The sequence below is a fragment of the Pseudorhodobacter turbinis genome, assembly GCF_005234135.1.
GTDB classification, from domain to species: Bacteria; Pseudomonadota; Alphaproteobacteria; order Rhodobacterales; family Rhodobacteraceae; genus Pseudorhodobacter; species Pseudorhodobacter turbinis.
The window spans coordinates 2,220,145-2,243,067 of record NZ_CP039964.1; the positions used below are offsets into that span (position 1 = coordinate 2,220,145).

Consider the following 22,923-nt stretch of genomic DNA (forward strand, 5'->3'; position numbering starts at 1 on the left):
ATCAGTGGCAATTTGTCGACCATCCCGTATTGGATCCACATAGAGGGCACAGGATGAGACTGTTTGTTGGGTTGGATGTATCGCTGGCAAAGACCGCAATTTGCGTGATCAGCGAGCATGGCAAGATCGTGAAAGAAGCGCAGGTCGCCAGTGAACCTGAAGAATTGGTGCGTTGGGCCCGCGAACAGGACGGCACTATTGCCGCCATTGGGCTAGAGGCTGGCCCATTGTCGCAATGGTTGCACCGTGGGCTGACGTTAGCAGGTCTGGATGTCATCCTAATGGAAACCCGCCAGGTAAAAAGCGCCCTGAAGGCGATGCCAATCAAGACGGACCGGCGGGATGCCGAGGGCATTGCGCGCCTGCTTCACCTTGGCTGGTTCCGGCCCGTTCACTGCAAATCCGTCTCGGCGCAAGAAGTTCGTGCCGTGCTCGGTGCCCGAAAGGCCATCCAGCAAGGTATGATCGCCCTGGAAATGTCTATGCGTGGGCTGTTGCGGAACTTTGGGTTGAAAGTTGGTGCCATCTCTCGGGGCAGGTATGACCACCGGATCCGCGAACTGGCGGACGGCAATTCGATGCTGGAGGCCGCGACAGGCCCTATGCTTCGGGCGCGTGCGTCCCTTCGACAAGAGCTGGCGGTATTGGAACGCCTTGTCCGCCAGATGGCTCAGGATGCCCCTGTATGTCGTCGACTTATGTCGATGCCCCCTCTCGGGCCATTGCTTTGCAATGCCCTGCCGGGCAGCGGGAGTGGGAGCTGTTGTCGCGCTAACCTACAGATCAGCCGTCGATGACCCCACCCGGTTCACATCTCCCAAGAATGTTGGCCCGTGGGTCGGCATGACGCCATCACGCAACCAGTCGGGCGAACGCGATGTCTCAGGCGGCATCACCAAGGCAGGTGATGTCAACCTGCGCCGCGCGCTATGTCAGGCTGCGACCGTGATGTTGCACCGCGGGCGTTCGACCTGGCTGAGAACATGGGCAGCGCAAGTCTCCCGCCGCAGAGGTGGTAAGCGCGCCATGGTCGCGCTAGCCCGGCGTATCGGGGTGATCCTGCACCGGATGTGGGTTGATGACACCGATTTCCGACCACACACTGCCGTGCCCCATGCCACCTGACGGATTGTATTCCCAACCGATGCCTGCCTGACCGCAGGCCTTCGAGGTTCCCCCAGAGGCGTGGTTCCGATAATGCCGTGCTCCGGACTGTTGCCGACCAACATCGAGCACACCTATGAGATAGGCACATCGGAATTGCATTTGAACCAGCATCATGTTGGCAGCCATCGCGCTGTCCACGGACCGAAGCATGCACCCGGGATGATCTCCGACGAAGGCCGCGGCGAAAGCAGAACGGCTCAGAAAGCAACTGTCATCAAATCTGCAACTATGCGGTCGGATGCGTATGTCAAAAAGCACTTGACGGAGACGTCCCCGTTACCGAAGGCTGGAGCCTAAGTGGCGGTTGGCTTCTAATTGATAATGCGTTCGACAAGACAGAGCAACCCGAACCTACGCCGAAAAAAGGCTAAAAATGGTATTGCCAAGTTGTTGGCATCAGCTTGTGAAGGGTGGAAAAGGTAGGATCATGCGGCCATTTCAAAGGTGTAGTCGGCCCAAAGGCTGAAGGCATCCGAGCGGGCACGGCGGTATGAGGCTGCGGTGAGTTGGTAGCGGCGGGGGCGGAAGATGAGGTTGATCCACTGCCCCGCAGTTTCTGCTTGCCGCAATGAGAGGGTGATCATGTGCAAGCAGAAACCTCTGAGCATGTCCGTGGGATTTGAACTTGCCGAAGATCTTCTCTCGTTTGCGGGTCGGTCGATGCGAAACTTCGATCGCGTTATTTAGACCCTTGTGGGCGCGGTGGTCGGCGTCCGGGGGCAAGGTTTTGATCGGCTTGATGTAGCTGCGTAATTTGTCGGTGATGACGACCCTGGGTTCGCCAAACTTGGCAACCAGTCTCTCGAAAAACCGCTTTGCAGCCTTAGCATTTCGGTGTGTTTGCACGAGAATATCGAGTACGTCGTCATTTGCGTCGATTGCGCGCCACAGCCAACGCCTTTTGCCACGGGTTGTGATCACAACTTCGTCCAGATGCCACTTGTCGTTCGGCCGCGGTCGATCCCGACGGATGCAACCTGCGAAATGCCGACCAAAGCGATTGACCCAAAGCCGGATCGCTTCCCGGCTGACAATCAGGCCACGACCGGCCTGCGCGGGGCGATAAAAACCACCGATGCCGATGCTCATGCCTTGACGGCGCAACCCGCCTGCGAAAGACATCCCTATCGGCCACCAGACGCCGCCCAGCTTTCTGACAGGACCAGCTATGAGCAAATACGCCCTAACCGTCACATGCCATTCAACGCGCGGGATTGTCGCGGCGATCGCGAATTACCTCGCGGATAACGGTTGCAACATCACCGACAGCGCCCAGTTCGATGATCAGGGAACGGGCAATTTCTTCATGCGGGTCAGCTTTGAAAGCGATGGGGTGGTCGATCTTGCCAAGATGACGGAGGGCTTTGCCAAAAGCGCCGAACCCTTCAAAATGTCATATGAATTCCACGACGAGTCCCAGAAGATGAAAATCATCATCATGGTCTCGCGGTTCGGGCATTGCCTGAACGATCTTTTGTACCGCTGGCGCATCGGGGCTTTGCCGATTGATATCGTCGGGGTGATCTCTAACCATATGGATTATCAAAAGGTTGTCGTGAACCACGACATCCCTTTCCACTGCATCAAGGTAACCGCGGAAAACAAGATTGAGGCCGAAGCCCGGATTATGGCTGTGGTCGAGGATGCCGGCGCCGATCTGATTGTTCTGGCCCGCTATATGCAGATCCTGTCGGATGGGATGTGCCAAAAAATGTCAGGCCGGATCATCAACATCCACCACTCTTTCTTGCCCAGCTTCAAGGGGGCGAACCCCTACAAGCAAGCCTTCCAGCGCGGGGTGAAACTGATCGGGGCGACATCGCATTACGTTACTTCCGACCTTGATGAGGGGCCGATTATCGAGCAAGACACCGTGCGCGTTACCCATGCCCAATCCCCAAATGATTACGTATCGCTGGGGCGGGATGTGGAAAGTCAGGTTCTGGCGCGCGCCATTCACGCCCATATCCATCGCCGCGTGTTCCTGAACGGGAATAAAACCGTGGTGTTCCCGGCCTCTCCGGGATCATACGCCTCTGAACGTATGGGTTAAAACAAAGCCGCCCCGTCAATGATGATCGGGGCGGCTTCGCTTAAGATAAGGCGGATGCTATCAGCCGCTACGACGCGCGCTTTCGGGATCATCCGATTGTTCAGACGGAACAAGGGCGCGGACCAGCTTGCGCATATCCAGCACGCCAACCGGCTTGCCATCCTTCATCACGCGGTAGCTGAGGGAGGTATCGCCCTCGGACAAGGCGATCACGGATTCCAGATTGTCGTTGTGGTCAATCTCACCCGCCCGTTCGCCCGGCGCATCGGGTGTACGCGTCATCACCGAACGGACGCGAAGAACGCGGGCGCGGTTAATGTCGCTTACAAAATCTTCGATATACGGATCGGCGGGGTTCAACAGGATATTCTGCGGCTCCCCCTGCTGGACGGTGAAACCATCCTTGAGGATCACCAGATGGTCCGCGAGTTTCAACGCCTCATCCAGATCATGCGTGATGAACACGATGGTCTTTTGCAGCTCTGCCTGCAGCTCGTTCAACAGGTCCTGCATGTCGGTGCGGATAAGCGGGTCGAGCGCCGAGAACGCTTCATCCATCAGCATGATGTCTGAATTGCTGGTCAAAGCGCGGGCGATCCCCACCCGCTGCTGCATCCCACCTGAAAGCTGATGCGGGTATTGTTCGCCCTGACCTTGCAGGCCAACGCGGTCAAGCCACTTGCGCGCCTCATCCGCATATTTCCGCTCGCTTTGCCCCTCAATTGCGGGGGCGAGGCCAGCATTTTGCAACACGGTGCGATGCGGCAACAACGCAAACTTCTGGAATACCATCGACATCTTGTGCTGCCGCAAATGCCGCAACTGCGCGTCATTGTATTCAAGGATGTTCTCGCCATCGACCCACACCTCGCCGGCCGTTGGTTCGATCAGCCGGTTCAAGTGCCGGATCAGCGTCGACTTGCCAGAGCCGGACAGCCCCATGATCACGGTCGTTTTACCGGCGGGCACATCGACATTAATGTCGTTCAGCCCCAACACATGCCCATGCTTTTCCAACAGCTCGGTCTTGCCCATGCCATCTTTTATCATTTGCAGGGCGGGTTGGGGATCATCCCCAAAGATCTTGTAAAGGTTGCGGATCGAGATTTTAATTTCGGTATCGGTCATATCTGCTACCCCTTAACGTGACTGGCTTACATTGATGCGGGCAAGAGCCGCCTTGGTCACGCGGTCAAGAATGATCGCAAGCAGCACAATCCCCAAACCGGATAGCAAACCGACGCCCAGCTCCAACGAGCGGATGCCGCGCAGCACCAGCACACCCAGACCGGGTGCAGAAACAAGCGATGCGATCACAACCATCGCGAGGCTCATCATGATGGTCTGGTTGACGCCGGCCATTATGTTGGGCAGGGCCAGCGGGATTTCAACGTTGAACAGCTTTTGGCTTTTGGTCATGCCAAAGGCATCTGCCGCCTCGGTCACATCGGGATCTACCAGACGGATGCCAAGATCGGTCAAGCGGATCACCGGCACGATCGCGTAAAGGATAATTGCGATGCCATAAAGCTTTGGCTCGGTCACCGAGAACAGGAAGATCAGCGGGATAAGATATACGAAGGGCGGCAGGGTTTGCAGCATATCCAGCACCGGTATCATCCCGCGCTGCAAGCGGTCACTGCGCGACATGGCGATACCGATTGGCACCCCCAGCAAGACACATATCAACGCACAGACAAAGATGATCGCAAGGGTCTGCATCGTGTAGTCATAGTAATCGACAAAGGCGAGGAAGCCGAAACAAAGCGCGACCAGCCCGACCAGCTTCAGCGACCGGCCAACAGCCCAAGCGATCAGCATCAAAAGCGGAATCATGATAAACCATGGAACCGCCTGCATCACCCAAAGCGCTTCGTTCAATGCCCAGCTTAGCGGTTGGGTCAGCGGATCAACGACCACCTTCAGGGTATCCTTGATCGACATGAACCCTTCTTCCAAACCGCTGGTCAATTCCCGCGATTGTGGAAAGCCCGGGCAAGCCCGATGCAGCTCATCCATTGATGGAAAGGGGGTTTCCCAAGGAGATGCGGTTGCGTCCTTACCCGATGTTTTCGCCAGCAAGTCCGCCATGGAGGTCATGCCCCCGCCGCCATCGCTGCTACTGCCGCACCAATTGCGCAGCCCAAGTCCATCGAAAACAAAATCGTAAGTCGCCATGCATACCTCATGCGGACCCACAGGGTGGCCCTTTTTCAAATTTTCTCACTTATTGAGATGGCCGGATCGGAGGACCCTGGCCCTGTCTTGTGGCAAATCTATGTGCCTGAAACGCCACTTCAGGCGCGACAATTCGTAAAAGGGCGGCGCCAGAAACGCCGCCCCGATCAGTCTGCTTATTTCAGCAGTACAGAAAGTTTTTCTTTTGCAGCATCATTGATCCAACCGCTCCACTCGTCAGGATTGTTGGTCAAGAAGTATACCGCAGCTTCCTCATTGGTCGCGTTGGCTTCCTGTTTCCAGGCCAGAAGCTTGCTCATGGTGTCGGTCTTGAAGGTAACCTTGCTCATCAGCTCGGCAATATCTGGATGGGATTCCATGAAGTCCTTGGTCACAACCGTCAGAACCGGTGCAGCCGGGAAGGCCGAAACCTTGGGATCATCCGCATTGGCATTCTGGTTCGCCAGATGCGCTGCTTCATCATATTCACCCAGATCGATGCTGGTCATGTCGAACATGCCCAATGGCGTTGTCGGACCCCAGTAGTAACCGAACCAAGGCTTTTCATCGCCATAGGCTGATGCCATCGAGGTTGCCAGTGTTTCACCGGACCCGTGGTTGAAGATCTCAAAGCCGGCACCCTCAAGGTCGAAGGCACGCAGCAGGTTGTCGTTCACAATGCGGCAGCCCCAGCCGTCAGGGCAGTTGTTGAACATGCCGCCAACCAGTTCCGGGTTGGCCATAACACCTTCGATTGTCGCCAGCTCCGGATGCGCTTCGACCAGATAGGTCGGCAGCCACCAGCCTTCAACACCGCCTGGCTCAAGCACTTGGCCCAGCTCTTCAATTTTGCCGTCTGCTTTCAGCTTCAGATAAGCATCGCCTGCCGAGTTGGTCCACAGCTCTGTCACAATGTCGGGTTCATTGTTTTCAGCCAGCGACGTGATCGCCGGTGTCGTATCGGACGGAACCGCAGTCACGTCGCAGCCATAGCCCTGCTCCATCAAGAACTTGGACACAGCCGTAACAATGGCCGCGGAATCCCAGTTCATCTGGGTGATCGTTACTTCGCCGCATTGCTCTTGCGCGAAAGCCGCTGTCGGGATCGCGAGTGCTGCAAATGCAGTGCCGTAAATAATGCGTTTCATATGGCATTTCTCCTTCATGTTGATTGTTGGGCGGGGCAACTTCTGCTGCCGAGCCCGAATAATGTGCACCTGTGTCGCAATCGCGATCCAAAACAGTTCAGCTGCTGCCCCTTATCAAGAGATGCTGGAAGGTCAATTTGCGACACCTAAGGTCGTTTTCAGACTATGCCTAACCGGAAAGCCCCCAAAGTGCAACCAAGCAATTTTTTTGCCCGAAGCCGCCGAACAGGGCCAAGGCATTGCTGCACAAGAAAACAACGGTGTCGCAGATGGCGATTGTCACGGGCAGCATTTGGACCTTAATGAAGACGTGGGACAAACTATGTTGGGAGGCACAGGATGCAGATCGAGGGGGAGAATGATCCGCTAAAGGGTGCGCGTATCTTGATCGTGGACGACGAGCCGGGCATGCGCCACTTCCTTGTCAAAACCCTTACCCCGATTTGCGGAACAGTTGATGAGGCGCCAAACGCCGAAATGGCGGAACAGTTTTTGTCCCAAAAGCAATATGATGTGATGGTTCTCGACAATATCATGCCGGGGCAAAAGGGGCTGGAGTGGCTCCAGACCCAACATGACAAAGGCGGGTTTACCGATACAATCATGATTACCGCCTATGCCGACCTGCAAACCGCCATTGATGCGATGCGCGCGGGGGTCTCCGATTTTCTGGTAAAGCCGTTCCGGTCCAACCAGATCATGAATGCCCTGCGCCGCCGTCTTGAGATCGCGCGATTGAAACGTGAAAATTTCCTGTTGAAACGTGAACTGGAGGCGGCCTCGGCAGGGTCACGCCGCCGGACGCTTGTCGGGAAGTCCGCCATAATTTCCGATGTGCGCGGCATATTGGAACGTGTCGCCCCCCTCTCGACCCCCATTCTGATCACTGGCGCGTCAGGGGCCGGCAAAGAGGTTGCGGCCCGCCATATCCACAGCCATTCAGGCCGCGGCACCGCGCCATTTGTGTCGATCCAATGCGGGGCAATCCCCGCCGAGATGATTGAATTTGAACTTTTCGGCCACGCAAAGGGGGCCTTTCCCGGTGCGCAATCGGGGCGCGAGGGGCTGCTTGCCTCTGCCTCGGGGGGGACGGTTTTTCTGGATGATGTCAGCGAGTTGACCGCCGGCGCCCAAACCGCGCTGCTGCGGGTGTTGGAGGACGGGATCATCCGGCCAATTGGTACCTCACGGGATGTGCAGCTTGATCTGCGCTTTGTTATCTCCACCGCCAAATCGCTTCCGCAAGCGGTACAGGACGGGTTGTTTCGTGAAGATCTTCTGTTTCGGATCAATGTGGTAGAGGTCGCGATGCCCCCGCTAAAGGATCGCGGCACCGACCTGCTTGATCTGGCCGAACTGTTCCAAAATGAGATCAGCACCACCCTGAACCTGCCACCGCTAGAGATGCCCTCCTCTGTCCGCTCCGCGATGCTGCGCCACGAATGGCCCGGCAATATTCGCGAGCTGCACAACTTCATCGAGCGCGCCCTGATCTTTGGCCGCTATCCGATCGAAACGCTGGAACCGACCGGCCCGGACCGCGACATCGCCCCTTTGGAGGATATCGAGCGCCGCGCAATCCTGACTGCGCTGGACGCCTTTGACGGCAACCGGTCCGAGGCCGCGCGGCGGTTGGGCATTTCGCGCAAAACGATTGACCGAAAATGCGCGGCTTGGGGGGTATAGCGGATGGTCCGGCTTTTCGGTCTGCTGCGCTCGGTTCGGATGCGTTTGCTGGTCATCGCCCTTTTGCCGATGCTGGTTTTGCTGCCGGTGCTTTTGGGCGGCACGATCTGGCGCTGGTCAGGCAAGGTTGATGACCTGCTGGTGAACAAGGTGAATGGCGATTTGATCATCGCCGATCAATACCTCGCCAGATTAATCGAGATGTCAGGGGAACGCATTGATGCCGTTGCCGGTTCCACCAGCTTTGACGCCAGTCTGAAATCGGGAACGATCAGCGCCTTTCTGGAACAGGAACGCCAACGCCTCGGACTTGATTTTCTGCGGATCGCGCCGGACACCGACCCGGAAAAGCAGATGCCGGTGATCGCCACCGCCTTGGGCGGGCAATGGCACAGCGCCGTTGACATTCTGGACGGCCCCGCGCTTGATGCCCTGTCACCCGGCCTTGCCGAAAGGGCCGAAATACCGCTGATGCCCACCCGTGCCGCCGCGCCAACCGATCGCGCCCAAGAGACCCGCGGCATGATCATCCATTCCGCCGCGCCGCTGAAATTGCTCGATGGATCGCGGGCTGCATTGGTCGGGGGGCTTTTGCTAAACCGCAACCTTGATTTTATCGATACAATCAACGCGCTCGTCTACCGCGAACAAAGCCTGCCCGAGGACAGCGCAGGCACGGCGACCCTATTTCTGGATGATGTGCGCATTTCGACCAATGTCCGCCTGTTTGAAAACGTCCGCGCACTTGGCACCCGCGTTTCCGCCGAGGTGCGCAAGCTGGTGCTGACCAAGGGTGGCGTCTGGCTTGACCGGGCCTTTGTCGTTGATGACTGGTATATTTCAGCCTATGAGCCGATTGTCGACAGCTTTGGCAATCGAGTTGGCATGCTTTATGTTGGCTTTCTTGAAACCCCCTTCCGGCAGGCCAAGGTTGCATCCACCGTAATGCTTGCCGGTGCATTTGTCTTGATTGCGCTGTTGTCGGTTCCGCTGTTTCTGCGGTGGGCCTCGCATATTTTCCGCCCCCTCGAAGGGATGACCCGCACCATCGCCCAAGTAGAGGCCGGCGATATGACCGCGCGCAACCATCCCCAAAAAGGCGGCGGTGAAATCGCGCAGGTTGCCGGCCATTTTGATGACCTTTTGGACCGGCTACAGGAACGTGACCGCGAACTGCGCAATTGGGCCAAAAGCCTTGAGACCAAGGTCGAGGAACGCACACGCGACCTAAGCGCGGCCAACAAACGTTTGGAGCGTACGACTGAACGGCTGATAATCTCGGAAAAGCTGGCGGCGGTGGGGGAGATTACAGCCTCGGTCGCGCATGAGATCAACAACCCTGTCGCGGTAATCCAAGGTAATCTTGACCTGGCGCGCAGCACCCTTGGCGATAAGGCCGACGAGGTGGCCGAGGAATTCCGTCTGATTGATGATCAGGTCTACCGGATCGGCGTCATCGTATCCAAGCTGCTACAATTTGCCCGGCCCGAAGAATACTCAGGCTCGGCGAACTTGCTTATGCCGTCCGAGGTCGTACGCGATTGTCTTTTGCTAACGCAGCACCAAATCGATAGGGCGGGCATCAATTGTCAAATGTCGACCGACAGCACCACGACGGTGCGGATGTCACGCACCGAACTTCAACAGGTGGTTGTGAACCTGATCCTGAATGCGGTCCACGCAATGCCGAATGGCGGGGTTTTAAGCGTGACGACAACCGACTGCGAGGGCGGCATGATCTTTTCCGTCGCCGACACTGGAACGGGCATCCCGCCAGAGGTGCGGCCCCGCATCTTTGATCCGTTCTTCACGACCAAACAGGCACAAGGAACAGGGCTTGGCCTTTCCATCAGTCAACAAATCGTGAGTCGCGCTGGCGGGCAGATCACCGTCACCTCAACCCTCGGAGAGGGCAGCTGCTTCAACGTTTTCCTACCGGCCGAAAATAATCCTTAATGCGGGTTATTTGGACAAAAAGTCCCATATTCCCCGCAGCTAAAGAACCCTGCGAACAGAATGTCCCCAAAGCCTGACATATGTCGGCACCACAAAGACTTTTAGTCAACCTAAGTAACTGATATACTTAGTGAATCAGCTTGACAACCTCACGCCTAAACTGGCTTTCCTTGTTCTGCATGCCAATGCATGCCGCAGGCGCAAGATTTCGGAGGAACTTGCCGTCAGCGCGATCAAGGGAGGAAAAATCATGAGTAACGCCTCGAGCGGTGCGTTGGCTTTTTTGCATAAAAGCCACATTGTCGCAGAACCCGGTTATAACCGCTGGCGCGTCCCGCCGGCATCCATCGCCATCCATCTTTGCATCGGATCCGTCTATGCATGGTCCGTGTTCAACCTCGCGCTGACCCGCGAATTGGGCGTCGTGGCACCAAGCGCCGATGACTGGAGCCTGAGTTCCGTTGTCTGGATCTTCTCGGTTGCCATCGTGTTCCTTGGCCTTTCGGCGGCTTTCGCTGGCAAATGGCTGGAAGAGGTCGGCCCCCGCATGGTTGGCGTGGTTGCGGCCTTCCTTTGGGGCGGTGGTTTTATCCTCGGGTCTGTTGGCATTTCCACCCATCAGCTTTGGATGGTCTATCTGGGCTATGGCGTCTTTGGCGGCTGCGGGCTGGGTCTGGGATATGTATCCCCGGTCTCGACGCTGTTGCGCTGGTTCCCTGACCGCCGCGGCATGGCGACAGGCATGGCGATCATGGGCTTTGGCGGCGGTGCGATGATTGCAGCCCCCATCAAAGGGTGGCTGTTGGGCATCTTCGCCAAAGCACCTGAGTTTTTGGGCGCACAAGACGCCGTGGCGACCGTGGTCGAAAATGGCCGGGTTTTCGCCGAAACAGCCGCAGGCCGCATCGAGGTGGTCATTGCCTCGGCATCCCAAGCCGCAGACTTTGGCGGACAGGCAGGCATCTATGTGATCGGCACCGGCGAGACCGGCGCATCGCAGACATTCCTGACTCTTGGCATCGTCTATTTTTTCGTGATGATCCTTGCAGCATTCCAGTATCGCGTGCCGTCAAAAAACTGGAAGCCCGAAGGTTGGGAGCCAAAACCCGTCGCCTCGGGTATGGTTTCGCAAAATAGCGTGCATATCGACCAAGCCATCAAGACGCCGCAGTTCTGGCAGCTCTGGCTCATGCTGTGCCTGAACGTGACCGCCGGGATTGGCGTGATCGGTGTGGCCAAAACCATGATGTCCGAGATTTTCGGCTCGGTTATGCCACTTGTTGTCACCGCGGCCTTCGCATCAACCTATGTTTTGATGATTTCGGTCTTCAACATGGGTGGCCGTTTCTTCTGGGCCTCAATGTCGGACTACATCGGGCGTAAAGCAACCTATATGTGCTTTTTCGTGCTTGGCACGCTGTTGTACCTGTCGATTCCCTACTTTGCCTCGGCCGTGGCGACCAACCCAAGCATGATCTATCTGATCGGTTTCTATGTTGCGACGATGATCATCTTCTCGATGTACGGCGGCGGGTTTGCCACCATACCCGCCTATTTGGCGGATATGTTCGGGACGATGCATGTGGGGGGCATTCATGGCCGTCTGCTGACAGCGTGGTCGCTTGCAGGCGTACTGGGGCCGCTGGCAATTACATCGCTGCGGCAGATGTCCGTCACAAGCGCCATCCAGGATCTGTCAAGCAAAGTCGATCCGGCAGTCTTTGCCGAGAAATTCGGGGCGCCGCTTGCCCAGATCGACCAGCTTGTTGCAGCCAAGACCGTGACGATTGCCAAACTGATGGAAATCGCACCCGGAGGCACCATCGATCCAACGCCATCGCTTTACAATACCACCATGTATTGCATGGCAGCACTGCTGGTCGTGGCCTTCTTTGCCAACCTGTGGATGCGTCCGGTGAAAGAGCATCACCACCATGACGAACCGGAACTGCAAGCCGTTCCCGGAGAGTAGATCCCTTACCCGGGGGCGTTGCAAAGCGCCCCCGGCCATATCCGGTTTGACGTTTCACACGGTGTTCTGACATCGCCAAGTTGTTCAGCCCTGCTAGATTGGCTATCGGGCGGCGCATGAAATCACCGGGCACAATGCTACGCCTGAAGGGCTTCCGTTATCCTCGTGAAATCATCGCTTACGCGGTCTGGGCGTGCCATCGGCTCGCGCTGAGCACTGCGGATATTGAGGATCTGCTTGCCGAACGTGGCGTGATTGTAAGCCGCGAAACGGTCCGTTTCGGGTCGCATTTTGCTGGTTGCATCCGCCGCGACCGGCCACGGCCGAATGACAAGTGGCATCTCGATGATGGCGCTGTCCGGCAGCGCATGCCTGCATGCGCGAGAGGGTCGTGATTCCGATCAATGGCGTGAAGCATTGGCTCTGACGCACAGTAGAGGCCAACGGCGACGTGCTCGATGTTCTCGTTCAGACGCGCCGAAATGCCAAAGCCGCCACGCGCTTCATGGCAAGGCTGATCGCATAATTCTGCCAACCAAGGGTTGTCATTACCGAAAAATTACGCAGCTAAATCACGCCGATCATCGGCTCACAAGGGCCGCAACAACAGAATTGAGGGCAGTCAAAGGCCGACGAGACGACGAGACGACGAGAAAACTAAGTCGCCCAGACAGGCACAACGCCTCCTCGCCGCACATGACCACCCTCTCTTTGTTGCAAGCAGCAACTGCCGGGCAGTGGATCAACAACATCTTCCGACCGTCATGCACAGGCAGATGCTTTCTGCCTGTGCATGACGGTCGGAAACGGTGGCTTGAAATCCGCCTGCATGGCCCTTCAAAAACACAACTCAACAACTTGGCAATGCCAATGAAATAGACGGTAGCTCGTCAAACACACGAAAAAGGGGTCCCCCCCGCGCCGTGATCCATCTCTATATTTCCCTAAAGATGGTGGCGCGGGACGGATTGGCGATTAGAAGCCGTAAACGAGCGAAACGCCCAATTTGTTGTCCGAGCGAGTTGCGCGGTTATCGGCATATTCGGTCAAGTAGCTGATACGTGTAGAGAACGCGTCAGTCATCTTTACGTTAACGCCGAAGTCGTTGTTTATGCGCAGTGCTTCGTCGGATTTCAAAATGTCTGTATCCATGGTCACGAATACATTCGGGTTGATGCCGTAGAAGAAGCGCGAGGACACGATGCCGGCCGCTTCGGTAACCGAGCGGTCATCACCGTATCTCAGGTAGGTTTGGCCAACGCCGGCCTGAACGCGCCATGTCATCTGGTCGGTGTTCACAACGCGGTAACCCGGACCAAAGCCGATGAATGCGTCTTTTTCCAGCTTTTCAGAGATTGGGTCGTCGCCTGCAACCACAACATCAGCCATGCCGTTGGTTGAGATGCGTGCCAAAGCGAACGCATAGAAGCGGTCGTTGAAGTAGTAGTTCGCATCATAGACCACAAAAACGTCTTCTTTGGTCGAAGAGTTGCTGACTTCCTGGAAATCAACTGCCGCACCAAGTGTTTGAACCAAGGGGCCGGACGCATAGCGAAGGCGTGTGCCGATGGTCAGGTCTTGGGATTCGTTGTTGCCGGTCTTGCCGGAATAGGCCAGAGATGCCGAGCCGGACATGCCGGGGCGGTGCTCTGGGTTGCCAAAGCGCGATGCGTCATTGGCACGGGCCATATCCTTGGCAACATCGCGATCGATGTCATCCAAAGTGTCGTTCAAAGCTGTTGTGCCCAGCAATTCCTGCGCGAATGCGCCGGATGCGGTCAAAGCCAAGGCGAGCGCCGCAGCTGTTACGATTTTGAATTCGTTTTTCATGGCATTTCCCTTTCAAGGTAGCGCTTCTGAACCGGATGATCCGAAGCAAGTTTGCCTGAAGGGGTTTTAGGACAATCGGATGACATATGAAAAACTCGTTTTAATCATGGATGACATGATTATTACTTGTTATTATGCGTCTTGAATTGGGTGCTTTACGTCTTAGTCAGCATGATTTGCGGCCCTGATATCGAAAACATTGGCTTTATTGGGCCGTGCGGTCAGCTGCGCTAACTTTCAGAGGGGTGGAAAGCGGCGTCATCGAATTGGTGGACCACGGTTTGTAGTGTCTTTTTCGCAACAGCGGTGATGTCATCATCCAGATCCTCGCGCCAGACGGACCAGATGGGAAAGGCGAATGGCGGGGCGTCAGGGACCAGATGTAGCGTTCCTTCCTCGACATACCGCATTGCATAGCGGGCGGGCAGGTAAGCCGCACAACGGCGGTTGATGATGTAAAGCGCGGAAAGCACACCGATATCCAGCGTCAGGCCGGGGTTGGTCAGATGGGGCAGGTGCAGTTCGTGGAAGGACAGGAACTCGGGGCTCCAATCCACAAAGGCGTAGTTATTGGGGAGTTGGTCAAGCGTCGGCTCGGGCCAGGAGGCCACGAGGATCAGCGCCTCATCCATGACCTTTTCCACACGCAGCCCGGGCCGCAAGCTGGGCCGATAAGACAGCGCGATCTGCATCACACTTTCGGTCATCGCGCGGGTCAGGGTTTCTGGCATTCCAAGCTCTGCCCGGATGCTGAGGTCGGGGAGGGCCTCGCGCAGCGCGTCGATCCAGCGAAAGCCGAGGCGGGGCCAAAGGGCAGTCTGTGCGCCTATGGTAATGGAGCGGGTAAACCCTTGGGGAATGGCGACCTGCTGGCGGGCTTGTTCCCAGTTGCGCAGCAAAAGCTGGGCGAAGGGTTCGAATTCAGAGCCCGCCGGTGTCATCTCTGCCCCGGCCTTGGAGCGGATGAACAGCGGTCGGCCCAATTGGTCCTCCAGCCGTTGAATGCGCAATGACACCGCGGATTGGGTGACAAACAGCCGCTCGGATGCGGCGGCAAAGGAGCCGGTGGTGGCGACTTCCATGAAGGTGCGAATAAGGTTCAGGTCCATCGACGGATTTGACGCCGCAGCACGTGAAAACACAAGGGGGCAGGGGCGGGTTGCCGCGCACCGTGTTCCGAATGCGCCTTGCATTTGATCGCGTGCTGTACTATATGATCGTTAACAGCTGTTTCAGGGTCCAAACCTGAAGCTACCGGAACCTGATGCGGGCCTGTTGGCCCGTTTTTTGTTTTGGGATACCTTTTGCATTTGGAATAGCAATGTCTGACTTGATTGCCAAAACCGCTATCGACCGCCGCCTTGCGGAAATCATCACCCCGACCATCGAAGGTTTGGGGTTTGAGCTGGTGCGCGTTCGCTTGATGAGCGGTAAGATTAAAGTCCTGCAAATCATGGCCGACCGGCCTGAAGGCGGGATTATCGTTGAGGATTGTGCCACAATTTCCACCGCGATTTCGGCGGTTTTGGATGTGGAAGATCCGATTGAAGATAATTTCACGCTTGAAGTGTCCTCCCCCGGGATCGACCGCCCGCTGACGCGGTTCAAGGATTTCGATATGTGGGCTGATTACGAGGCCCGTGTAGAGACCTCTGAGCTGATCGATGGGCGTCGCCGCTTCAAGGGTGTGTTGCGCGGGACCGAGGGTGAAGAAGTGCTGATCGAGATCGAGGAGGGCAATGAGCCCGTCACGATCGGTCTGCGCTTTGAGTGGCTCTCGGATGCCAAGCTGATTCTGACGGATGAGCTGATCGCGGAAATGCTGCGCCAGAAAAAGGCGGACCCGGCATTTGATGCGGCTGCCTTTGACGAAGTTGATGAGACCGAAGTTGATGAGACCGAAGGGGATGAGGCCGAGGCCGACGATACCCCCGTAACCAAGCACTAACGGCACGCGCCGCCCTTTGGGAGAAACGACAATGGCAATTACCTCCGCAAACCAGCTTGAACTGTTGCAAACGGCCGAGGCCGTCGCGCGGGAGAAGATGATTGACCCCGATCTGGTCATTCAGGCGATGGAAGAATCGCTCGCCCGGGCTGCTAAATCCCGTTACGGGGCAGAGCTGGATATCCGCGTGGCGATTGACCGGCGTACGGGGCGGGCAACCTTTACCCGCGTGCGGACGGTTGTGGGCGATGATGATGTGGAAAATTACCAGTCGCAAATGAACGTCAAGGATGCGAAAAAGCATCTGGCGGATCCGCAGGTTGGTGATGAGATTATTGAAGAGGTTCCACCCGTTGATCTGGGCCGGATTGCCGCGCAATCTGCCAAGCAGGTGATCCTGCAGAAGGTGCGCGAAGCTGAGCGTGATCGCCAGTTCGAAGAATTCATCGACCGCAAAGGCACGATCATCAATGGTCAGGTCAAGCGCGAAGAGTATGGCAATATCATCGTGGATATTGGTCGTGGCGAGGCGATTCTACGCCGGAACGAAAAGATCGGCCGCGAATCGTATCGCCCGAATGATCGTATCCGTTGCTACATCAAGGACGTGCGCCGTGAGGCCCGCGGTCCGCAGGTCTTCCTGAGCCGCACCGACCCGCAGTTCATGGCCGAATTGTTCAAGATGGAAGTGCCGGAAATCTATGATGGTATCATCGAGATCAAGGCTGTGGCGCGTGATCCGGGCAGCCGTGCGAAAATCGCGGTAATCTCTTTTGATAACTCTATCGATCCTGTGGGCGCTTGCGTGGGTATGCGCGGCAGCCGTGTGCAGGCCGTGGTGAATGAGCTTCAGGGCGAGAAAATCGACATCATTCCGTGGAATGAAGATCAGGCGACCTTCCTTGTGAACGCGTTGCAGCCTGCCGAAGTCAGCAAGGTTGTGATCGACGAGGAGGCCGGCAAGATCGAGGTTGTGGTGCCTGATGAGCAGCTTTCGCTTGCCATCGGTCGTCGTGGCCAGAACGTACGTCTTGCCAGCCAGTTGACGGCGCTCGACATCGATATCGTGACCGAATCCGACGAATCAGCCCGCCGTCAGGCAGAATTTGCCGAGCGTACAGGCCTGTTCATGGCCGCGCTGGACATTGATGAGATGATGGCGCAGCTTTTGGTTTCCGAAGGCTTTGTGACGCTGGAGGAAGTTGCTTACGTCGAGACAGAGGAGCTTTTGTCCATCGACGGCTTTGACGAAGACACCGCAGGTGAGCTGCAGACACGGGCGCGCGAGCATCTGGAAGCTGCGAACACCAAAGCGATGGAAGCCGCCCGTGCTTTGGGCGTCGAAGATAGCCTTGTGAACTTTGAAGGGCTGACCCCGCAAATGCTGGAAGCCTTGGGCAAAGATGACATTAAAACGCTGGAAGATTTCGCAACCTGCGCCGATTGGGAACTGGCCGGTGGCTGGACAACGGTGAAAGGTGTTCGCGTTAAAGACGAAGGCGTGCTGGAAAAGTTTGACGTTAGCCTGGAAGAGGCGCAAACCTTCGTTATGACGGCGCGAGTCTTGCTTGGTTGGGTGGACCCGACCGAAATGGAAAGCACCGAGGAAGAAGAGGTCGAAGACCTTGATGAAGAGGATGAGGTCTGAGAGCCGGAGCAGCTATGGCACGCGGGGGCCGGAACAAAGATCAAGATGACGGGCCAGAACGGCGCTGCATCGTCACGGGGGAAAGCCAACCGAAAGCGGGATTGATCCGCTTTGTGGTGGGGCCCGAGACGGTTGTTGTGCCCGATGTGATGGGTCGTTTGCCGGGGCGCGGGTTTTATGTGGCTGCGGACCGGGATGCGATTGCCAAGGCGGCGCAAAAAGGGTTGTTTTCCCGCGCTGCCCGTCAGCCGGTAAAAGCGCCGGAGGGGTTGGCCGAACTGGTCGAATCACTCTTGGCGCGGCGTGTCATTGAATTGCTGAGCCTTGCACGCAAGGCAGGGCAGGCGGTGACAGGCTATGAGAAGGTGAAGGACTGGCTGGTGAAGGGGCAGGCGATTGCGCTTATCCAAGCCAGCGACGGATCGGAGCGCGGGAAATCCAAGCTGCGGCCCCCGGAACGGACGAATGGATTTATTGGCTGCCTGACCTCTCAGGAAATGGGTTTGGCTTTTGGCCGGGAACATGCAATACACGGCGCGCTTGCGGCTGGTGGACTCGGCCATCGTGTTGTAGAGGAAGCGGCAAGGCTTGCGGGTTTCCGTGAGCAAGCAGGCGGGCAGACCGCCGATGAGGATAGACAAGACGCATGAGCGATACAGACGGTAAAAAACCCCTCGGCCTTGGTGGCACCCCCCGTTCGGGGCAGGTGAAGCAAAGCTTCAGCCATGGCCGCACGAAAAGTGTAGTTGTGGAAACGAAACGCAAACGCGTGGTCGTCCCGAAACCGGCTGCGGCCGGTGGCGCCCCTACTGCGGGCGGGAAACCGAATTTGGGCGACAGGTCCAAGCGTCCGGCAGGCATCTCGGATGCTGAAATGGAACGGCGTTTGACCGCCCTGCGCGCTGCCAAAGCGCGCGAGGTCGAAGACGCGGAACGCCGCGCCACTGAGGAGCGCGAGCGTGAAGAAACACGTGCGCGCAAACGTGAAGAGATCGAAGCGAAAGAGCGGGAAGACCGCGAACGCGAAGAAGCTCTGCGTGCCAAAGCCGAAGAAGCTGTCCGTGTGAAAGCGGAGGCCGAGGCCGAAGCAAAACGCGCGGAAGCTGCTAAAAACGCGCCCAAGGCTGCCAAACCGGCCACAACGGAAACACCTGTGGTGGATGAGCGTGGCCCGATGGGTGCCAAGCCTGGCCTGCCGCCTGCACGCAGCAAAACCGACCGCGACCGCGACAACCGCAGCGATGATGGTGGCCGTGGCAAAAACAAGGGTGATGCAAATCGTCGTACGGGCCGTCTGTCGTTGAACGACGCGCTGGCCGGTGAAGGCGGGCGCACGCGCTCTATGGCGGCGATGAAGCGCAAGCAAGAAAAGGCCCGCCAAAAGGCGCTTGGCCAATCGGCGCGCCCTGAAAAGCAGTTCCGTGACGTGCGTGTGCCTGAAACCATCGTGGTGTCAGAGCTTGCAAACCGTATGGCTGAACGCGCGGCTGATGTTGTTAAAAGTCTGATGAAAATGGGCATGATGGTCACGATGAACCAGCCCATTGATGTGGATACTGCAGAGCTTGTGGTTGAAGAATTCGGCCACCGCATGATTCGCGTGTCGGATGCTGACGTGGAACAGGTAATCGATTCGGTTAACGATTCCGCCGAAGATTTGCAGCCGCGCCCACCGATCGTGACGATCATGGGCCACGTTGACCACGGTAAAACCAGCCTGTTGGATGCGATCCGTAAGGGTAGCACCGCAGGTGGCGAGGCCGGTGGTATCACGCAGCATATCGGTGCTTATCAGGTGAAAACCGAGAAAGGCGCTTTGTTGACCTTCCTCGACACCCCGGGCCACGCGGCGTTTACGTCGATGCGGGCACGTGGTGCGCAGGTTACCGACATCGTCGTGCTGGTGGTTGCCGCAGATGATGCCGTGATGCCGCAAACGGTAGAGGCGATTAAACACGCCAAAGCCGCAGGCGTTCCGATGATCGTGGCGATCAACAAGGTCGACAAGCATGAGGCGAACCCCACCAAGGTCCGCACCGATCTGTTGCAACATGAGATTGTCGTCGAGGCAATGTCGGGCGATGTGCAAGACGTTGAAGTTTCGGCCAAAACCGGGCTCGGGATCGATAATCTGCTAGAGGCAATCGCGCTTCAGGCAGAGATCTTGGAACTGAAAGCAAACCCGAAACGCACGGCTGCGGCTGCTGTGATCGAGGCCAAGCTGGATGTGGGCCGTGGTCCGGTTGCAACCGTTCTGGTTCAAACGGGCACGCTGCGTCGTGGCGATATCTTTGTCGTCGGCGAACAGTGGGGCAAGGTCCGCGCTTTGATCAACGATAAGGGCGACCGTATCGATGAGGCAGGGCCATCCACCCCGGTAGAGGTCTTGGGCCTGTCGGGCACACCGCAAGCCGGTGATGTGCTGAACGTGGTGGAAACCGAAGCGCAGGCGCGTGAAATCGCAACCTACCGTGAGAAAGCCGCCAAGGACAAGCGCGCCGCCATCGGTGCCGCGACAACGCTGGAACAGCTGATGGCGAAGGCCAAAGCTGATAAGGATGTCTCGGAGCTGCCTATCATCGTCAAAGCCGACGTGCAGGGCTCTGCCGAGGCGATCGTTCAAGCGATGGAAAAAATCGGTAACGATGAGGTGCGTGTACGCGTGCTGCATTACGGTGTTGGCGCGATCACCGATTCGGATGTCGGCTTGGCAGAGGCTTCTAACGTGCCGATCATCGGCTTTAACGTTCGGGCAAATGCCTCGGCGCGTCAGTCGGCGAACCAAAAGAGCGTGGAGATCCGCTATTACTCGATCATTTATGATCTGGTGGATGACATCAAAGCTGCGGCATCGGGCTTGTTGAAGGCCGAAGTGCGCGAAACCTTTATCGGTTATGCAAAGATCAAAGAGGTCTTCAAGGTCACCGGCGTTGGTCATGTGGCGGGTTGTATCGTTACCGAAGGCGTTGCACGCCGCTCGGCTGGTGTGCGCTTGCTGCGTGATGATGTTGTGATCCACGAAGGCACGCTGAAAACGCTCAAGCGCTATAAGGACGAGGTCAAAGAAGTGACTTCGGGCCAAGAGTGCGGCATGGCGTTTGAGCGTTATGAGGACATTCGCGTGAATGATGTCATCGAGATCTTTGAGCGTGAAGAAATTGAACGTACGCTGGAGTGATCCAGCGTATCGTTTACCAGAATAAAATAAGGCCGGGCAAATCGCCCGGCCTTTTTAGTCTGTATAATGTCGTATGCTTCAGGACTTGCGAGCCGACTCAATTGGTGTGCCCGTGAAATGTTTGTTGTCGACGCGAACGGTGATTTTGCCATCCGTTGCCTGCCCGACTTGGAAGCCCTGAATTGAAATATAGCTGCCCAATGTGATGGTCCGTAGCATCGTTTCCTCCCAAAAACGCTAAGATCTTAATTTACCGTGAAAATTGTTAACGTCCAGCAACAATGCTCCCTTTACGTGCGTATTTTTGCTGGATGTGAGACATTTTTACAGCCAATCACGCAGAATAGGGATCAAGGGGACATCCGCGGGGGGCATTGGGTAATCTTTCAATGCCTCGGGGCGCACCCAAGCAAGCTTCTGGCCCTCGCGCCCTGATGGAATGCCCTGCCATTTGCGGCAGGCAAACAGGGGCATCAGCAGGTGGAAATCCGGATAGCTGTGGCTGGCGAAGGTCAGGGGCGCAAGGCAAGAGGCCCATGTATCGATGCCCAGCTCCTCTTGCAATTCGCGGATCAGGGCGATCTCGGGCGTTTCGCCGGGGTCGACTTTGCCCCCGGGGAATTCCCACAGGCCGGCCAAGGATTTTCCTTCGGGGCGTTGCCCCAATAGGACGCGGCCGTCAGGATCAATCAAGGCGACGGCGGAGACGAGAATGATTTTCATAAGGGCTTTCTGATTGGGGCCGGAGGTTAGACCCCGGCGCCCTGAAATATCGTTACCTAAATAGGATCAAGACCGGTAATCGGCGTTGATATCGATATAGGCGTGGGTCAGATCACAGGTCCAGACCGATTTCTTGGCCTTGCCAAGGCCCATATCGACGCTGATCAGCAGCTCGTCTTGTTTCATATATGCCGAGGCCGCCTCTTCGGAATACTTGGGGCTGCGCCAGCCTTTTTCGGCCACCAGAAGGTCCCCGAACCGGATGGCCAGTTTGTCACGATCAGCCTGCGCGCCGGATTTGCCGATCGCCATAACAACGCGGCCCCAGTTCGCATCCTCCCCTGCAATCGCAGTTTTGACGAGCGGCGAATTGGCGATGGCCATCGCGATCAGATGGGCGTCGTGGTCGCTTGCAGCACGGGTGACACGCACCTCAACCAGTTTGGTGGCCCCTTCTCCGTCGCGGGTGACCTGTTTGGCCAGATCAAGCATGACGCCCTGTAGGGCCGCCTCAAACGCCTTGGCGGTTGCACCCTGCAACGGGGCTGCCGGACTTTGACCTGTGGCACACAGCAGCAACGCATCCGAGGTGGAGGTGTCGCTATCCACCGTGATGGCGTTGAAAGTGTCGTCCACGTTGCGTGACAGCATCTTTTGCAGCGCGGCAGGCGCAATTTTTGCATCGGTGAAGATATAGACCAGCATGGTCGCCATATCCGGCGCGATCATCCCAGAACCCTTTGCGATGCCCGCAATATGGATCGGCCCGCCGTCGCCCTCAATGGTTGCAGATGCGCCCTTGGGGAAGGTGTCGGTGGTCATGATGGCCTGTGCTGCCATCTTGACCGCGTCGGTGTTCAGCCCTGCCACAAGGTCGGGGATGGCGGCTGTGATTCGGTCATGAGGCAGGGGTTCCCCGATCACCCCGGTAGAGGACGAGAACACGCGCGAGGCCGGAACCCCAAGCGCCTTTGCCACGCAGCCCGTCACCGCATCAACCGACTTTTGCCCCAAGGCACCGGTAAAGGCATTTGCATTGCCCGAGTTTACAACAATCGCAGCACCAGCCTCTGCGGGCACTTTCATGGCCAGCTTGGCCTGACAGTCAAGAACACAGGCCGCGCGGGTGGAGGATTTCGTAAACACGCCCGCCACCGCTGTGCCGGGGGCCAGCCGGACAAGCATCACGTCCTTGCGGCCCTTGTACTTTATCCCGGCGGCGACTGACGCAAACTCTACGCCCGCAATGGCGGGCAGCTCCGGAAAGCCACCCTTGGGTGCCAGCGGCGACACGGCGTTGGTCTTGGTTTTGGTCGTGGGGGCGTCCGTGGTCAGCGCGACCGCAGCGGCGGCATCATGGATGCGCAGCTCCAGCTCTGCCTTTAGCGCCTTGTACTTTTTCTTCAGCTTCTTGGACTTGGCTTTCCAGTCGGTGT

At 57.2% G+C, this 22,923-nt stretch carries 15 protein-coding genes and 3 pseudogenes; 10 read left to right on the forward strand and 8 right to left on the reverse strand.

Annotation, left to right across the window (positions count from 1 at the left end; all coding sequences use genetic code 11):
• Nucleotides 1–53 precede the first annotated feature (53 nt).
• Nucleotides 54–1,125: pseudogene (locus EOK75_RS10645) on the forward strand (IS110 family RNA-guided transposase).
• A gap of 467 nt (nt 1,126–1,592) precedes the next feature.
• Here the strand turns inward: EOK75_RS10645 and EOK75_RS10650 are convergent.
• Nucleotides 1,593–2,217, reverse strand: a pseudogene (locus EOK75_RS10650) (IS6 family transposase); the annotation flags it as partial.
• A 118-nt stretch (nt 2,218–2,335) separates the two neighbouring features.
• Here EOK75_RS10650 and purU point away from each other — a divergent pair.
• A complete protein-coding gene (gene purU / locus EOK75_RS10655; RefSeq protein WP_137193931.1) occupies nt 2,336–3,220 on the forward strand; it encodes a formyltetrahydrofolate deformylase in 885 nt (294 codons plus the stop codon).
• A 60-nt stretch (nt 3,221–3,280) separates the two neighbouring features.
• On the opposite strand, the gene EOK75_RS10660 is transcribed toward purU, so the two are convergent.
• The 3 genes from EOK75_RS10660 to EOK75_RS10670 form a co-directional block, all read right to left on the reverse strand.
• Nucleotides 3,281–4,348: a quaternary amine ABC transporter ATP-binding protein gene (locus tag EOK75_RS10660; RefSeq protein WP_137193932.1), complete on the reverse strand. Its 1,068-nt coding sequence runs from the start codon at nt 4,346–4,348 to the stop codon at nt 3,281–3,283.
• Between the two features lie 12 nt (nt 4,349–4,360).
• Complete coding sequence (locus EOK75_RS10665; RefSeq protein WP_137193933.1) at nt 4,361–5,398, reverse strand: ABC transporter permease; 1,038 nt, start codon at nt 5,396–5,398, stop codon at nt 4,361–4,363.
• Between the two features lie 176 nt (nt 5,399–5,574).
• Nucleotides 5,575–6,546, reverse strand: coding sequence for an ABC transporter substrate-binding protein (locus EOK75_RS10670; protein ID WP_137193934.1), 972 nt, complete (start codon nt 6,544–6,546; stop codon nt 5,575–5,577).
• Nucleotides 6,547–6,885: 339 nt separating this feature from the next.
• Between EOK75_RS10670 and EOK75_RS10675 the strand changes: the two genes are divergently transcribed.
• The 4 genes and pseudogenes from EOK75_RS10675 to EOK75_RS10690 all read left to right on the forward strand — a co-directional run bounded on the left by EOK75_RS10675 (nt 6,886) and on the right by EOK75_RS10690 (nt 13,034).
• Nucleotides 6,886–8,232: a sigma-54-dependent transcriptional regulator gene (locus tag EOK75_RS10675; RefSeq protein ID WP_137193935.1), complete on the forward strand. Its 1,347-nt coding sequence runs from the start codon at nt 6,886–6,888 to the stop codon at nt 8,230–8,232.
• 3 nt (nt 8,233–8,235) lie between these two features.
• Nucleotides 8,236–10,188 (forward strand): sensor histidine kinase, encoded by a 1,953-nt coding sequence (locus EOK75_RS10680; protein WP_137193936.1) that lies wholly within the window; start codon nt 8,236–8,238, stop codon nt 10,186–10,188.
• Nucleotides 10,189–10,438: 250 nt separating this feature from the next.
• On the forward strand, nt 10,439–12,160 hold the full coding sequence (locus EOK75_RS10685) for an OFA family MFS transporter (RefSeq protein WP_137193937.1): 1,722 nt from the start codon (nt 10,439–10,441) through the stop codon (nt 12,158–12,160).
• A gap of 116 nt (nt 12,161–12,276) precedes the next feature.
• Nucleotides 12,277–13,034 (forward strand): annotated as a pseudogene (locus EOK75_RS10690) (IS6 family transposase).
• A 101-nt stretch (nt 13,035–13,135) separates the two neighbouring features.
• Here EOK75_RS10690 and EOK75_RS10695 read toward each other — a convergent pair.
• Both EOK75_RS10695 and EOK75_RS10700 read right to left on the reverse strand, forming a co-directional pair.
• Complete coding sequence (locus EOK75_RS10695) at nt 13,136–13,990, reverse strand: DUF481 domain-containing protein (protein WP_137193938.1); 855 nt, start codon at nt 13,988–13,990, stop codon at nt 13,136–13,138.
• A gap of 230 nt (nt 13,991–14,220) precedes the next feature.
• The gene (locus EOK75_RS10700) at nt 14,221–15,099 is read right to left on the reverse strand and encodes a LysR family transcriptional regulator (RefSeq protein ID WP_137193939.1); all 879 of its coding nucleotides are present in this window, start codon (nt 15,097–15,099) and stop codon (nt 14,221–14,223) included.
• A gap of 212 nt (nt 15,100–15,311) precedes the next feature.
• On the opposite strand from EOK75_RS10700, the gene rimP reads away from it, so the two are divergent.
• The 4 genes from rimP to infB are packed head-to-tail and all read left to right on the forward strand — an operon-like array spanning nt 15,312 to nt 20,764.
• Nucleotides 15,312–15,938, forward strand: a complete 627-nt coding sequence (gene rimP / locus EOK75_RS10705; protein ID WP_137193940.1) for a ribosome maturation factor RimP — start codon at nt 15,312–15,314, stop codon at nt 15,936–15,938.
• Between the two features lie 31 nt (nt 15,939–15,969).
• On the forward strand, nt 15,970–17,586 hold the full coding sequence (gene nusA, locus EOK75_RS10710) for a transcription termination factor NusA (protein WP_137193941.1): 1,617 nt from the start codon (nt 15,970–15,972) through the stop codon (nt 17,584–17,586).
• 14 nt (nt 17,587–17,600) lie between these two features.
• The gene (locus EOK75_RS10715) at nt 17,601–18,236 is read left to right on the forward strand and encodes an RNA-binding protein (RefSeq protein ID WP_137193942.1); all 636 of its coding nucleotides are present in this window, start codon (nt 17,601–17,603) and stop codon (nt 18,234–18,236) included.
• Nucleotides 18,233–20,764: a translation initiation factor IF-2 gene (gene infB, locus EOK75_RS10720; RefSeq protein WP_137193943.1), complete on the forward strand. Its 2,532-nt coding sequence runs from the start codon at nt 18,233–18,235 to the stop codon at nt 20,762–20,764. Before EOK75_RS10715 ends, infB begins: the two co-directional genes overlap by 4 nt.
• Before the next feature lie 324 nt (nt 20,765–21,088).
• Here infB and mutT read toward each other — a convergent pair whose 3' ends face one another.
• Together mutT and argJ are read right to left on the reverse strand one after the other, a co-directional pair.
• Nucleotides 21,089–21,487: an 8-oxo-dGTP diphosphatase MutT gene (gene mutT / locus EOK75_RS10725; protein ID WP_137193944.1), complete on the reverse strand. Its 399-nt coding sequence runs from the start codon at nt 21,485–21,487 to the stop codon at nt 21,089–21,091.
• A gap of 66 nt (nt 21,488–21,553) precedes the next feature.
• Nucleotides 21,554–22,822 (reverse strand): bifunctional glutamate N-acetyltransferase/amino-acid acetyltransferase ArgJ, encoded by a 1,269-nt coding sequence (argJ, locus tag EOK75_RS10730; protein WP_420821932.1) that lies wholly within the window; start codon nt 22,820–22,822, stop codon nt 21,554–21,556.
• Nucleotides 22,823–22,923 lie beyond the last annotated feature (101 nt).

What these genes read in the sequence shown, in the direction of transcription:
- EOK75_RS10685 (WP_137193937.1), top strand. Translation starts at nt 10,439, where the DNA reads ATGAGTAACGCCTCGAGCGGTGCGTTGGCTTTTTTGCATAAAAGCCAC.
- EOK75_RS10715 (WP_137193942.1), top strand. Translation starts at nt 17,601, where the DNA reads ATGGCACGCGGGGGCCGGAACAAAGATCAAGATGACGGGCCAGAACGG.
- mutT (WP_137193944.1), bottom strand. Translation starts at nt 21,487, where the DNA reads ATGAAAATCATTCTCGTCTCCGCCGTCGCCTTGATTGATCCTGACGGC.
- EOK75_RS10660 (WP_137193932.1), bottom strand. Translation starts at nt 4,348, where the DNA reads ATGACCGATACCGAAATTAAAATCTCGATCCGCAACCTTTACAAGATC.
- purU (WP_137193931.1), top strand. Translation starts at nt 2,336, where the DNA reads ATGAGCAAATACGCCCTAACCGTCACATGCCATTCAACGCGCGGGATT.
- EOK75_RS10675 (WP_137193935.1), top strand. Translation starts at nt 6,886, where the DNA reads ATGCAGATCGAGGGGGAGAATGATCCGCTAAAGGGTGCGCGTATCTTG.
- rimP (WP_137193940.1), top strand. Translation starts at nt 15,312, where the DNA reads ATGTCTGACTTGATTGCCAAAACCGCTATCGACCGCCGCCTTGCGGAA.
- infB (WP_137193943.1), top strand. Translation starts at nt 18,233, where the DNA reads ATGAGCGATACAGACGGTAAAAAACCCCTCGGCCTTGGTGGCACCCCC.
- EOK75_RS10670 (WP_137193934.1), bottom strand. Translation starts at nt 6,546, where the DNA reads ATGAAACGCATTATTTACGGCACTGCATTTGCAGCACTCGCGATCCCG.
- EOK75_RS10665 (WP_137193933.1), bottom strand. Translation starts at nt 5,398, where the DNA reads ATGGCGACTTACGATTTTGTTTTCGATGGACTTGGGCTGCGCAATTGG.
- EOK75_RS10680 (WP_137193936.1), top strand. Translation starts at nt 8,236, where the DNA reads ATGGTCCGGCTTTTCGGTCTGCTGCGCTCGGTTCGGATGCGTTTGCTG.
- EOK75_RS10700 (WP_137193939.1), bottom strand. Translation starts at nt 15,099, where the DNA reads ATGGACCTGAACCTTATTCGCACCTTCATGGAAGTCGCCACCACCGGC.
- nusA (WP_137193941.1), top strand. Translation starts at nt 15,970, where the DNA reads ATGGCAATTACCTCCGCAAACCAGCTTGAACTGTTGCAAACGGCCGAG.
- EOK75_RS10695 (WP_137193938.1), bottom strand. Translation starts at nt 13,990, where the DNA reads ATGAAAAACGAATTCAAAATCGTAACAGCTGCGGCGCTCGCCTTGGCT.